Genomic DNA, 13146 nt, shown 5'->3' with positions numbered 1-13146 from the left:
TCGACCACTACTTTCGGACCGATCGCGGCGCCGTGATCGCGGCGCCGTGATCGACTGCGTCGACGTGGCTGCCGATGTGGGGCGCGACGCGCCCATCGTGGGGACGATGATGGCCATCCCGAATTCAGAACGAGCGCCCCGCCGGGGTCTGCGGGTCGGCATCATCGATGACGACCATGCGCTGGCGAGCGAGTTGGGCGATGTCCTGCGGGCAACCGGGCACATGGCGGAAGAGATTCCGGCGGCCACGCTCGCCCACGCGCTTTCCTGGTCCGACCAGGACGTCGTGATCCTCGACGTGGTGATGCCGGGTGTCGACGGCCTGGACGTGCTCGACAAGCTCTCCCGTTGCGGACGCCCCCCCGCCGTCATCCTGATGAGCGGCCATGGCGAGGCGGTGCTGCGGGGGGCGGCAGAGGCCGCACGGCGCAGCGGGCTGACGGTCGTTGGCGGCCTCGCCAAGCCGTTCCAGTTCGAGGAACTCGACCGTCTCATCGAAGGCGCACGTGCGCCGCCCGAACCTCCGGCGGCCGCGACCCCGGGTCCGTTCGCGATCCGGTCGGCCGTGGCGAGGGCGATCGCCGACGGCACCCTGGCGATCAACTTCCAGCCCGTCCTCCACGCCGACAGTTTTGCCTTCGCGGGAGCGGAGGCTCTCCTGCAAGGCGTGTTGCCGGGGCTGCCACCCGTACCACCGGCGAGGATCGTCGAGGCGGTCGCCGCCGACGATGACCTGCTCGCCGCCCTGTCGTGGGTGGTCGTGCGGCAGGCGGCGGAGGCGGCCCGGTGCTGGACCCTAGCCGGCTACCAGGGACCCGTCGCCGTCAACATGCCGGCGAGCGTCCTGCGGGATCCGGAGGCCGTCGAGATGCTCCAGCTCATCGTCGGCGGCGCCGGCCTCAAGCCCGGGCAGATGGCCCTCGAACTCATCGAGGAGAACGTCTACGACGGAGCGGCCACGACGCTTGCCACGCTCGTGAAGCTTCGCGTCGCGGGCTTCGGCCTTCTCCTCGACGATGTCGGCCGCCGGGAAAGTGGTCTGACCCAGCTCTCGGCGCTGCCGGTGACGGGGCTCAAGATCGATATCGAGCTGTTGCGCGCCGCTCGCAGCTGGGAGAAGCCCCGCTTCATCTTCGCAGCGCTGGCAAGGCTCGGCGCAGACCTCGGCCTGACGGTCACGGCGGAAGGCGTGGAGACCCGCGCCGATGCCGAATTTGCCCGCAATCAAGGCGCGACCCACCTTCAGGGTTATCTGTTCGCACGGAAGCTGCCGCTGGATGATCTGATGGCGGCCCTGCCGCACCTGCAGTCGGCCGCCGGGGCGGCGGCCACAGGACGGCCGGTGGTCCTCGCTTAGCGATGCTGGCAAACCCGTTTCGAACTCTCATTGTCGATGACGACACCGACCTTCTCGAGGAGCTCTCGGAGGGTCTCAGGCTCGAAGGCCTTGCGGTGTCGACGTGCACCTCCGGTCAGCAGGCGCTGCAGCTCATCGCCACGCAACCCGACATCCGCGTCCTCGTCACCGACCTCGCGATGCCGGAGATGGGCGGTATCGAGCTGCTGCGACGCCTGGCGACACGCAAGGTCAGCCCGGGCGTGAAGGCGATCGTCCTCACCGGCGAGGCGACACTCGACGGGGTGATCGACGCGATGCGGCTGAAGGTCTCCGAGTTCCTGTACAAGCCGGTGACGGCGGACGAGCTCGCTTCGGCGGTGCGGCGGGCGGCCGGCACCCGCCACGACGCCGTCGACCCATCTGCCGCGGCAACCGCACCGACGGGTGCCGATCCGTTCGCGAGCAGGCTCGACCTCCTCCTCGGACTGTACGAGGACCGCAAGGCGGCCTTCGGGGCCGAGCTCTTCCACAATCACCGCTGGGACCTGCTGCTGAGGCTGGCCGCATCACCGGAGGCCGGAGCCGTGCCGCTGCGCGATCTCGCCCTGCCATTCAGGAAGACCCCGCGCGCCGTCCGTCGCTGCCTCCGCGACCTCACCGCGGCCGGTCTCGTCGAGGAGGCACCGGCGGGGGACCGGCGGCGGCGTGCCTTCCGGCTGACGGCCGAGGGCCGGCGCCAGACCACCGCGTTCCTCGCCCGCCTCGCCGCGCGTTGAGGCCGGCCAGACCGGCGATGGCGCGCCGGACAAGGGGGGACGGCTGCCGGACTGCCCGCGGAACCCTCACCGTGCGGGATCGTTGGGACCGCACAGGAGGAATTCCATGCGATACCAGACGACGACCCTGATGGCGGCCCTCGCCGCGCTCGCCCTGGCGACGGCACCGGCTACCGCGCAGAACGCCGGCGATCCGACCGATGCCGGCCGTGGGACGGGCTCGACCCAGACTGACGCCACCAGTCCCGCCCCCGACCCTCGCAGCGACCAGCCGGGCCGCTCGCAGATGCTCGCACCAGAGGAGATGGAGCAGATCGCCCGCATCCTTCTCGCGGACGGCGCGCCGATCGAGAGCACCGGAATCGATGACGTTCGCCCCGGGGCCGTCATCCCGCGGACGACGGTGATGAGGCCGGTGCCGGCCGAGGTGGTGGAGATTGCGCCGGGCTACGCCGGCTACAGCTTCGTGGCTCTCCAGGGACAGATCTGCATCGTCGACCCGCAGACGCTGGTGATCATCGCGGTCCTGCCAGCCGCCTGACCACGGCATCCCGGCCGCCGCGGCGCCGTGTCCGGTGGACCGGCGCCGCCGGCGCGTGCAAGCAGACGGCAGCGGACGCAGCCGGACGACCCGACGATGACGCAGCACACCTCGCGCCTTGCAAACTGGCTCTGGCGAGCCGCCTACCTGATGTGGCCGCTCACCTACGCGATCCTGGTCTACGACGACCTCACCCACCACGAGACGTGGCACCAGCGGCTGATGCCGATCTTCACGCTGGACGTGCTGTTCGCGCTGTTGTGGCCGGGCATCTGGGTCTACTGGATCATCCAGGGGTTTTTGCAGCACGCGACGGCCCTGAGCCGCCTGCTGGGGTTCTGAGGCGGGAGACGAGCGGCCTTCGGGCGGAGGCGGTCGATCGGCGCATTCGGATAGGGTCGCGCACGGGGCGCCTGCCTGCCCGAACCAGAATCGTCGCCAAGCCTGCACCCGTCGCCAAGCCCCCAGCCAGCGTCTACAATGCGGGAGCACGCGCGGCGGGGGCGACATGCGGCAACGAACTTTCCTTCTGGTGACACGCACTCTGTCGGCGGCGCTCCTCGTCGCGATGGCGTTCGTGCCCGATGGCCCGGCCGCATCGGCCGCCGGCGCGGACCCCGCGCAACCGTCGATCATCACGGCGTCGTCGCCGGCCGAGTTGCAGGAGAAGTTCTGCGCCGCTGACGCGACGACCGAGCACGTGCTGGTGCTGCCGGCGGCGATGTTCGTCGACAGCGAGGAGCTGATCTGCCCGGTCGGGCCCTACAAGCTCTACCGCATCCTCGAGCACAACGATCCGGACGACTTTGAATACTACCTCGACCCGCCCTTCGGCACGACGGGTCGCCTCGGCTGCGACGGCAAGGGCGGACGGGACATGAAGTTCGTGGCGGTGAATTGCCGGCCGGAGTGAGGGCGGACGAAAGGCGTCAGACTTCGTGCGCCGCCCCGGAAGCCAACGGACCGCTGCGCGCGCTGGCGGCCCAGCCAGGCTTGGCGCCCGGCCAGATTCTGCCGATCAGATCGCCGCGCAGAAAGATCTCCACGACGACGTCGTGTTCGCGGTCATTGAGCCACCGGAACGAGACATCAGAGGGGTCGCACGCAGGGGCTGGGTGAGCCAGAGTGCGAACGTAGCGCGCCGGGTTGAGGAAGGGAGCGGCCGACACGTCGTGCCATTCCGGTTCAAGTGGCGTGGCGGCGCGGTTGTAGAGCCAGACGTCCGCGATGATCTGGTCCGAGCTGTCCATCAGGTAAGCGTAGGCAACGCGCCCGTTGTCTTCGAAATCCACGCTCAGACCGAAACCAGGGTTCGTCTCGGTATGGAAAACGCCTGCTTCATCCGTCATTTGCATGGTCTTGGTTCAATCGGCCCGCATCGCCTTGCAGACAACCTATCAAAACCCTGCGAGCCCCTTAAGCCCCCGCCTCCACAGACAGCCGCTCCACTGCCTTCTTCACCAGCGGGTCGAGCCCCTCGCCGCCGGTTGCACCGTGGGCGATGATGGCGCTGCGCATGCGCGGGTCCCAGAAATCGTCGAGGTGCTTGGCGATCGCCGTCACCGCCGTCTCGTCGGCGTCCGGCCCGTGGCCCTGGTGGGCGAAGAAGGTGCCGATCTGGTTGGCCATGCGGACGAGCTTGTCAGGCGACATGAGAGGCCTTTGCGAGGGGCGCGGCTGGTGACGAAACGGGCGACGACTCGGCCTCGTCGCCGGGCGGCGCGAAGCCGGCGATGCGGCGGGCATGGGTGAAGACCTCGAACTCGCCGCCGCGGGCGATGCCGATGAGGGTCATGCCGGCCGCCTCCGCAGCGCGGATGGCGAGCGCGGTCGGCGCCGAGACGGCGACGAGCACGCCGCAGCCGGCGACCGCCGTCTTCTGAACCATCTCGACGGACAGGCGGCTCGTCACGACGATCGCACCGGCGGCAGCCGCGATGCCCTCGCGCGCGAGCGCCCCGACGAGCTTGTCGAGGGCGTTGTGGCGGCCGACGTCCTCACGTAGCGCCAAGAGCCCACCACCGGCGGACCCGGAGCCCGGCGACGAGCCGGCGGACGACGGGCCGCCCGACGTCTGGCCGGACTTGGCCGGGCGCCAGAAGCCGGCCGCGTGGGCGGCGCGCGTCTCGCGGCCGAGCACCTGGGCGGGGGCGATCGCAGCCACCGCCGCGGCGATCTCGGCGGGCGTCAGCACGAGCGAAGCCGACACCGGCGGAACACTCCGCATCGCTTCCTCGAGGCTCTCGATGCCACAGAGGCCGCAGCCGACGGGCCCGGCCATCCGCCGCCGCCGCTCGGCGAGACGGGCCATGCGGTGCTCGGCGATCCAGAGCCGCAGTTCGATGCCGATCTCGAGATCGGCCACCTCGATGCTCTCGACGTCGGCAGCCCGCTCGATGATGCCCTCGGTCAGGGCGAAGCCGACGGCGAAGTCCTCGAGGTCGGCCGGCGTCGCCATCATCACGGCATGGCCGGAGCCGTTGAAGGTCAGCGCGACGGCCGTCTCCTCCGGCACCCGCCGGGTGCCGAAGCCGAGTGCGCCGGTGCGGTCGAGCGCGAGGCGGGGAACGTCGACGGAGACCGGCCGCGTCACGCCCTGCTCACTCCGCCGCTTCGGGCAGCGCAATGCGCCGGCTCGCGTCGGACAGTTCCTTGTAGTGGCGCTGCCACTCGCTCGGGCCGTTCGACGGCGAGATCTGCACCGCCGTCACCTTGTATTCCGGGCAGTTGGTCGCCCAGTCGGAATAGTCGGTGGTGATGACGTTCGCCTGCGTCTCCGGATGGTGGAAGGTGGTGTAGACGACGCCCGGCGCGACGCGATCGGTGACGGTGGCGCGCAGCGAGGTCGAGCCGGAGCGGCTGTCGAGCTTCACCCAGTCGCCGTCGCGGACGCCGCGCGCCTCGGCGTCGTGCGGGTGGATCTCCAGCAGGTCCTCGCCGTGCCAGGCGACGTTCTCGGTGCGCCGCGTCTGCGCGCCGACATTGTACTGGCTGAGGATGCGGCCCGTGGTCAGAAGCAGCGGGAAGCGTGGCCCGATGCGCTCCTCGGTCGGCACGTATTCGGTCAGCATGAACTTGCCGCTGCCCCGGACGAAGTGGTCGACGTGCATGATCGGCGTGCCCTCGGGCGCTGCCGCATTGCACGGCCACTGCACCGAGCCCAACTCGTCGAGCTTGGCATAGGAGACGTCGCGGAAGGACGGCGTCATGGCGGCGATCTCGTCCATGATCTCGGACGGATGCTTGTAGTCCATGCGGTAGCCGAGCGCGTTCGACAGCGCCATCGTCGCTTCCCAGTCGGCGAGGCCCGCCTTCGGCGCCATCACCTTGCGGATGCGCTGGATGCGCCGCTCGGCGTTGGTGAAGGTGCCGTCCTTTTCGAGGAAGGTCGCGCCCGGCAGGAAGACGTGGGCGAAGTTCGCTGTCTCGTTGAGGAACAGGTCCTGCACGACGAGGCACTCGAGCGCCTCCATGCCGGCGACCACGTGCTTGGTGTCCGGGTCGGACTGCACGATGTCCTCGCCCTGCACGTACATGCCCTTGAAGGTGCCCTCGACGGCGGCGTCGAACATGTTGGGGATGCGCAGGCCCGGCTCCTCCTGCAGGGCGACGCCCCACAGCTTCTCGAAGGTCTCGCGGGTGGCGTCGTCGGAGACGTGGCGGTAGCCGGTGAACTCGTGCGGGAACGAGCCCATGTCGCAGGCGCCCTGCACGTTGTTCTGGCCGCGCAGCGGGTTCACGCCGACGCCGCGGCGGCCGAGGTTGCCGGTGGCCATGGCGAGGTTCGCCATCGCCATCACCATCGTCGTGCCCTGGGAATGCTCGGTGACGCCGAGGCCGTAATAGATGGCGCCGTTGCCGCCCTTGGCGAAGAGCCGCGCCGCGCCGCGCACCAGCGCCGCGTCGACGCCGGTGAACTGGGCGACCGCCTCCGGGCTGTTGCGCTCCTCCGCCACGAACTCCGCCCAGGCCGAGAAGTCGGCGAGGTCGCAGCGCTCCCGCACGAAGGCTTCATCCACGAGACCCTCGGTGACGATGACGTGGGCGAGCGCGTTCGCCACGGCGACGTTGGTGCCGGGACGAAGCGGCAGGTGGTAGTCGGCCTCGATGTGGGCCGAGCGCACCATGTCGGTGCGGCGCGGATCGATGACGATGAGCTTGGCGCCGTCGCGCAGGCGCTTCTTCATGCGCGAGGCGAACACCGGATGGCCGTCGGTCGGGTTGGCGCCGATGATCATGACGACGTCCGTCTCCTCGACGGAATCGAAGTCCTGGGTGCCGGCGGAGGTGCCGAAGGCGGTCTTCAGGCCATAGCCGGTCGGCGAGTGGCAGACGCGGGCGCAGGTGTCGACGTTGTTGTTGCCGAAGCCGGCGCGGATCAGCTTCTGGACGAGGTAGGTCTCCTCGTTGGTGCAGCGCGAGGAGGTGATGCCGCCGACGGCGTTGCGGCCATACTTGTCCTGGATGCGGCGGAACTCGGACGCCGCATGGCCGATCGCCTCCTCCCACGACACCTCCCGCCAGGGGTCGGTGATCTTGGCGCGGATCATCGGCTTGGTGATGCGGTCGCGGTGGCTGGCATAGCCCCAGGCGAAGCGGCCCTTGACGCACGAGTGGCCGCGGTTCGCCTTGCCGTCCTTGTAGGGCACCATGCGCACGACCTCGTCGCCGCGCATCTCCGCCTTGAACGAACAGCCGACGCCGCAATAGGCACAGGTGGTGACGACGGAGTGCTCGGGCTGGCCGATCTCGATCAGCGACTTCTCCGACAGCGTCGCCGTCGGGCAGGCCTGCACGCAGGCGCCGCACGACACGCACTCGCTCTCGAAGAAGCTCTCGTGCATGCCGGCCGAGACGTGGCTGTCGAAGCCGCGGTGCTCGATCGTCAGCGCGAAGGTGCCCTGCACCTCCTCGCAGGCGCGCACGCAGCGCGAGCAGACGATGCACTTCGACGGGTCGAAGGTGAAGTAGGGGTTCGATTCGTCCTTCGGCTGGCCGAGGTGGTTGTCGCCGGCATAGCCGTAGCGGACGTCGCGCAGGCCGACGGCGCCGGCCATGTCCTGCAGCTCGCAGTCGCCGTTCGCGGCACACGTCAGGCAGTCGAGGGGGTGGTCGGAGATGTAGAGCTCCATGACGCCCTTGCGCAGCTTCTTCAGCCGCGGCGTCTGGGTCTTCACCACCATGCCGGCCGCGACCGGCGTCGTGCACGATGCCGGCGTGCCGTTGCGGCCCTCGATCTCGACCAGGCAGAGCCGGCAGGAGCCGAAGCTCTCCAGCATGTCGGTGGCGCAGAGCTTCGGCACCGAGACGCCGGCCATCTTCGAGGCCCGCATGATCGAGGTGCCCTCGGGCACCGTCACCGCGAAACCGTCGACCGTCAGCGTCACCGTCTTCTCGGACTTGGCGGCCGGCGTGCCGTAGTCGACCTCCTCGATCAGCGCCATCGGCGGCTGGTGGTGGTCGTCGCCCGCATGGGGATCGAACTCGTGGCGGTCCATGATCGGGCCCTCCTCACTCGGCCGCGGCGGCGAGCGCCGGGCGGTCGAAGTCTTCGGGGAAATGGCGGACGGCGCTCATCACCGGATAGGGGGTGAAGCCGCCGAGGGCGCACAGCGAGCCGAACTTCATCGTCTCGCAGAGGTCGGCGACGAGCGTCAGGTTGGCGGAGGCGTCCTCGCCGGCGACGATGCGGTCGATCACCTCGACGCCGCGCGTCGAGCCGATGCGGCAGGGGGTGCACTTGCCGCAGGATTCGATGGCGCAGAACTCGAAGGCGAAGCGCGCCTGCGCCGCCATGTCGACGCTGTCGTCGAACACCACCACGCCGCCGTGACCGACGAGGCCGTCGCGGGCGGCGAACGCCTCGTAGTCGAACGGCGTGTCGAACAGGGCGCGCGGGAAGTAAGCCCCGAGCGGCCCGCCGACCTGCACGGCCCGCACCGGCCGGCCGCTGATCGTGCCGCCGCCGATGTCGTCGACGAGCTCGCCCAGTGTGACGCCGAAGGCGGTCTCGAACAGGCCGCCGTGCTTGAGGTTACCGGCGAGCTGGATCGGCATCGTGCCGCGCGACCGGCCCATGCCGAAGTCGCGGTAGAAGGCGCCGCCGCGGGCGAGCACGGTCGGCACGGTGGCGAGCGAGACGAGGTTGTTGATGACCGTCGGCCGCCCGAACAGGCCCTTGTGGGCCGGCAGCGGCGGCTTCGGCCGCACCGTGCCACGCTTGCCCTCGAGGCTTTCGAGCAGCGCCGTCTCCTCGCCGCAGACATAGGCACCGGCGCCGACGCGCACTTCCATGTCGAAGGCGTGGGCCGAGCCCAGCACGGAGACGCCGAGCACGTTGGCGCGCCGGGCGATCTCGATCGCCGCATTCAGCGTGCGGATGGCGTGCGGGTATTCCGAGCGGACGTAGACGTAGCCCTTGGTGGCACCGACCGCGATGCCGGCGATCGCCATGCCTTCGACCAGGGCGAAGGGGTCGCCCTCCATGATCATGCGGTCGGCGAAGGTGCCACTGTCCCCCTCGTCGGCATTGCAGACGATGTACTTCTGGCCGGGGGGCGTGTCGGCGACGGTCTTCCACTTGATGCCGGTCGGGAAGCCGGCGCCGCCGCGGCCGCGCAGGCCGGACGCCGTCACTTCTTCCACGATCTTGGCCGGGCCTATCTCGATCGCCCGGGCAAGGCCCGCGAGCCCGGCCCCGGCCTCGCCGCCGTGCGCCTTGTAGTCGGCGAGCGACAGGGGATCGACGATGCCGCAGCGGGCGAAGGTGAGCCGCGTCTGGCGCTTCAGCCAGGGGATCTCCTCGGTCGGCCCGAGCGCCAGCGGCCCGCCGGCGGTGCCGTCGAACAGGCCGTCGGCGACCAGCCCCGCCACGTCGGCGGGCGCCACCGGGCCGTAGGCGACGCGGCCGGCGTTGGTCGCCACCTCCACCATCGGTTCCAGCCAGAACAGGCCGCGCGAGCCGTTGCGGACGATCTCCACCGTCCGGCCCGCCGCAGCGGCGGCCGCCGCGATCGCCGTCGCAACGCCGTCGGCGCCGACGGCGATCGCCGCCATGTCGCAGGGCACGTAGATCCGGACGGCGGCGGAGGTCGCGGACGGGGTCATTCCGGCGGGGTTCATGTCCGGCACGCTCATGTCGCCATCACCCCGGTCACGACGCCGTCGAGGCGGGCGGCGTCCAGACGGCCGATCGGCGCGCCGTCCAGCAGCGCGGCCGGCGCGGTGGCGCAAAGGCCGAGGCAGTAGACCGCCTCCACCGTCAGCCGCCCGTCCGGCGTCGTGCCGCCCCAGTCGAGGCCGAGTTTCGCGAGCACGTCGCGGTGCAGCGCCGCGCCGCCGACGGACTGGCAGGCCTCGGCCCGGCAGAGCTTCAGGACGTGGCGGCCGGCCGGCTCGGCCCGGTAGTCGTGGTAAAAGGTGACGACGCCATGCACCTCGGCGCGGGAGAGGTTGAGCGCGTGGGCGATCAGGGGCTTCGCCGCCTCCGGCACGCAGCCGAAGTGCTCCTGCAGGGCGTGCAGGATCGGCAGCAGGGCGCCGGGAACGCCGTCGAAGCCGGCGATGATGGTGCGCGCCTCGGCCTCGTCCCACGGCGCATGGCGGCTGGCAACGCGGCCGGTGGCGGGACCGGCACCCGCACCGTGGCCGGCTCCGCCGCCGGCAGAGGTGGCACCGGGTGCGGCGTGAGCGGCACCACCGCGCCCAAGGGTGGGGCTGGGGGCCGTGGAGAGGCTGGTCATCTCGGCGTCGCTTCCTCGTCTCCCGCCCGGTCGGCACGGAACGGCGTCCCGTCCCAACCGGAAAGCCCGGGTCACGCGGGGCTCTCATGCCACCGCGCCCCGGCAGTCTTGATTGGTTCGAATCTAGGCCCGCGCGAGCCATGGGTTCAAGCGGGCGTCCGGCGTGCCGCGATAGAAGACGTCTATCGTTGGGGATGCCACCGAACCTCCCTATGGGGTCATTCCCGGCCTTGTGCCGGGAACCCATGCGAGGCCAGCCGGCGGCACGACGGGAGGCTGTCTTCGCCGCGAGGTATGGGTTCCCGGGACAAGCCCGGGAATGACTATGGAGAGGGCGGAGGATCGGCGCTCGGCTGCGCCTCGCTTGTCCGGGATGACGACGGAGGGGTGAGCGACCCCCGCCCGCTCTAACCCACCTTGATGCCCCGCCCCCTACCCCGCCGTCTCCAGCGCCTCCGACAGGCGCCGCGCCTCCGTGAGCAGCGCCGCCGCCATCGCCGTCGCCGGCTCGCGGACCGGCACGATCAGGCCGATGGTGTGGACGGCCTCGGGCTCGGTGATCGGGATCGACTTCACCTCCGCGTCGACCAGCAGCGTCGCGGCGAGGCGCTCCGGCAGTACGGTGGCAAGGCCCCCCGCCCGCACGTGGGCGGCGAGCACGATGACCGAGTTCGATTCGAGGATCGGGTCGGGCTCGGAGCCAGCGCCGCGCAGCAGCCGGTCGACGATGCGGCGGTTCTGCATGTCGGGCGGCAAAAGCCCGAGCGGCACCTCGCCGACCTCCCGCCAGGTGACGGTGGCGCGGTCGCCGAGCGGGCCGTCGGCGGTCGTCAGCAGCCGGTAGCGCTCGCGGTAGAGCGGCACCGTGCGCGAGCGGCCGACCGGCTCGTTGTCGAGATAGGAGAGCCCCGCCTCGATCTCGAGGTTTTCGAGCAGCGTCAGGATCTCCTCCGACGTGCGCGAATAGACGGTGAAGCGCAGGCCCGGATGGCGGGCGCGCAGCGGCGCCGTCAGCGCCGGGACGAAGCCGACCGCCGTCGGCACGACGCCGAGACGGAGGTGCCCGGTCAGGCCCTGGCGCAGCGCGGCGACGTCCTGGCGCATGGCGCGGCTGTCGGCGACGATGCGCCGGCCCCATTCGAGCACCCGCTCGCCCTCGGGCGTGAAGCCGATGAAGCGGCTGCCGCGCTGCACGAGCATGACGCCGAGCTGGTCCTCGAGGCTGCGCACGCCGGCCGACAGCGTCGGCTGCGTCACCCCGCACGCCTCCGCCGCCCGGCCGAAGTGCCGCTCGCGCGAGAGGGCGAGGAGGAATTCGAGCTTGTCGATCAAGGGCGCGGTCCCCCGGGCGATGCCGCCCGGGAAAGGGTTGTAAGGGGTCGGGGCGGCGGCGTCACGCGGTGGGGTGGGGCTGGACGCAATCTAAGGCCAAGGTGGACCGGGAGTCTCTCACTCGGCTCCACAGCACGCCATCAAGCTCTCAATATTCAAGAAGCGAATAATATCCTGGAGGCTTAATATTAGACAGGCCGTACCGAAAATAATACTTTCTCGCAACTCGCCAACTCCTCACAAAGCTGGGAAGCTGCGCATTTGCCGGCAGACTAGGATAACTATACCAAGTGCCTTCTATCAACTTTTTTCTCGACAGCTTTGGCAAGGTCACACCAAAATTGGACTTCAGTACTTTCAAACGCTCGGCATGAGCGCGCTCTATAACATTCACCAACCATCCATCCAGCACCCTCAATTGCTGCATGTCGGTGACGAGCGGAAAAAAGGCCATCAGCCCTCGTACATGAGGAGGCGGCTTGTCATCGTCCAAGAACTCCGAAATCTGCGACTCATGCAATCCTCCATATATATATTTACGAATCTCATTTAGACAAGTCAGTAAATCCCAATCAAAAAACCCAGGACCAACTCTGCTTCTACTGAATTTCCCTGAACTTCCGCGCCGGTGAAGGAAAAGGTGCTTATGAATGATACTTGAGATTCGTGATTTTATACGAGCCATCGATCTTCTAGGAAGACAGACGCCTTCTCCAGTAAATCTATGCCCGAGATAGTCGATGAAGTTAATGGTATCGAGTTTATCGCCATCACCAACATCGAGAAAGAAAGTTCGCCTTTCCCTCTCTGGCCCTCCGCCAAGGAGCATTATCCCCGGCGATTTTTTGTAATTAATCTGCAATCCCGCTGCATTACAATGATGCCTAAAGGCAGAAGCGATTGCGGTTGCATCTGTGTAACTGTGCGCAACGGCAACTACATCGTCTGCGAACCTAAAAAACGAACCATTGAGACGCTCAAGCCATAAATCCAGCACATGGGCCGCTATGTTTGATAAAAACAACGACAAAGAACTTCCCTGAGGAACCCCCTTATCACGAATGTCAAATGATCCTTTTTCATATGTCGTGATATGCGCAAATCTGTGAGACATGAATGATCTAATTGCGGATCTTTCGGCAGCAGTGAGCAGAAAGAGTCTTTTTTCTAGAATTATTTTGGTTAGATAAGAGTGATCTATTGTATCAAAGTATTTTGAGAAATCGTATTGAATGATATAGGATTTTGGGGACTCAAGTGATCGAGACAGATTGACAACTGCATCAAAAACATTCTGATCAGGTCGATAAGCATAGCTAAATCTCGAGAATAGCGATATATTTCTTTTAGTTGCCGCCCTGTGTACAACATTGGCAGCGCCGAGTCAGGCACCGAAAATGCCATGATCTTGCGTGA

13 protein-coding genes are annotated in these 13146 nt (G+C 68.1%); 5 read left to right on the top strand and 8 right to left on the bottom strand.

What is annotated here, in order from left to right; genetic code table 11:
• The first annotated feature begins 46 nt into the window (after positions 1-46).
• The 5 genes from RUR49_RS08060 to RUR49_RS08040 all read left to right on the top strand — a co-directional run bounded on the left by RUR49_RS08060 (position 47) and on the right by RUR49_RS08040 (position 3569).
• A complete protein-coding gene (locus RUR49_RS08060) occupies positions 47-1357 on the top strand; it encodes an EAL domain-containing protein (RefSeq protein ID WP_409145850.1) in 1311 nt (436 codons plus the stop codon).
• 2 nt (positions 1358-1359) lie between these two features.
• Positions 1360-2115 (top strand): response regulator, encoded by a 756-nt coding sequence (locus RUR49_RS08055; RefSeq protein WP_409145849.1) that lies wholly within the window; start codon positions 1360-1362, stop codon positions 2113-2115.
• A 106-nt stretch (positions 2116-2221) separates the two neighbouring features.
• Positions 2222-2656 (top strand): DUF1236 domain-containing protein, encoded by a 435-nt coding sequence (locus tag RUR49_RS08050; protein ID WP_409145848.1) that lies wholly within the window; start codon positions 2222-2224, stop codon positions 2654-2656.
• 96 nt (positions 2657-2752) lie between these two features.
• Positions 2753-2998 (top strand): hypothetical protein, encoded by a 246-nt coding sequence (locus RUR49_RS08045; protein ID WP_409145847.1) that lies wholly within the window; start codon positions 2753-2755, stop codon positions 2996-2998.
• Positions 2999-3188: 190 nt separating this feature from the next.
• On the top strand, positions 3189-3569 hold the full coding sequence (locus RUR49_RS08040) for a hypothetical protein (protein WP_409145846.1): 381 nt from the start codon (positions 3189-3191) through the stop codon (positions 3567-3569).
• 16 nt (positions 3570-3585) lie between these two features.
• Here RUR49_RS08040 and RUR49_RS08035 read toward each other — a convergent pair whose 3' ends face one another.
• From RUR49_RS08035 to RUR49_RS08000, 8 genes are all read right to left on the bottom strand, one after another.
• On the bottom strand, positions 3586-4005 hold the full coding sequence (locus RUR49_RS08035) for a hypothetical protein (protein WP_409145845.1): 420 nt from the start codon (positions 4003-4005) through the stop codon (positions 3586-3588).
• A gap of 67 nt (positions 4006-4072) precedes the next feature.
• A complete protein-coding gene (locus RUR49_RS08030; RefSeq protein ID WP_409145844.1) occupies positions 4073-4309 on the bottom strand; it encodes a formate dehydrogenase subunit delta in 237 nt (78 codons plus the stop codon).
• On the bottom strand, positions 4299-5249 hold the full coding sequence (locus RUR49_RS08025; protein WP_409145843.1) for a formate dehydrogenase accessory sulfurtransferase FdhD: 951 nt from the start codon (positions 5247-5249) through the stop codon (positions 4299-4301). Before RUR49_RS08025 ends, RUR49_RS08030 begins: the two co-directional genes overlap by 11 nt.
• Positions 5250-5256: 7 nt before the next feature.
• A complete protein-coding gene (fdhF, locus tag RUR49_RS08020) occupies positions 5257-8100 on the bottom strand; it encodes a formate dehydrogenase subunit alpha (RefSeq protein WP_409146354.1) in 2844 nt (947 codons plus the stop codon).
• 67 nt (positions 8101-8167) lie between these two features.
• Complete coding sequence (locus tag RUR49_RS08015; protein WP_409145842.1) at positions 8168-9793, bottom strand: formate dehydrogenase beta subunit; 1626 nt, start codon at positions 9791-9793, stop codon at positions 8168-8170.
• Complete coding sequence (locus tag RUR49_RS08010) at positions 9790-10224, bottom strand: formate dehydrogenase subunit gamma (protein ID WP_409146353.1); 435 nt, start codon at positions 10222-10224, stop codon at positions 9790-9792. The genes RUR49_RS08015 and RUR49_RS08010 overlap by 4 nt, the downstream gene beginning before the upstream one ends.
• A gap of 606 nt (positions 10225-10830) precedes the next feature.
• The gene (locus tag RUR49_RS08005; protein ID WP_409145841.1) at positions 10831-11730 is read right to left on the bottom strand and encodes a LysR family transcriptional regulator; all 900 of its coding nucleotides are present in this window, start codon (positions 11728-11730) and stop codon (positions 10831-10833) included.
• Between the two features lie 148 nt (positions 11731-11878).
• A complete protein-coding gene (locus RUR49_RS08000) occupies positions 11879-13069 on the bottom strand; it encodes a reverse transcriptase domain-containing protein (RefSeq protein WP_409146352.1) in 1191 nt (396 codons plus the stop codon).
• Positions 13070-13146: the final 77 nt, after the last annotated feature.

This window comes from Pseudoxanthobacter sp. M-2 (genome assembly GCF_046156265.1).
Classification (GTDB): domain Bacteria; phylum Pseudomonadota; class Alphaproteobacteria; order Rhizobiales; family Segnochrobactraceae; genus CAMDHY01.
Note: the sequence above shows the minus strand (reverse complement) of the source record. Positions and strands in the feature narration are given on the sequence as shown.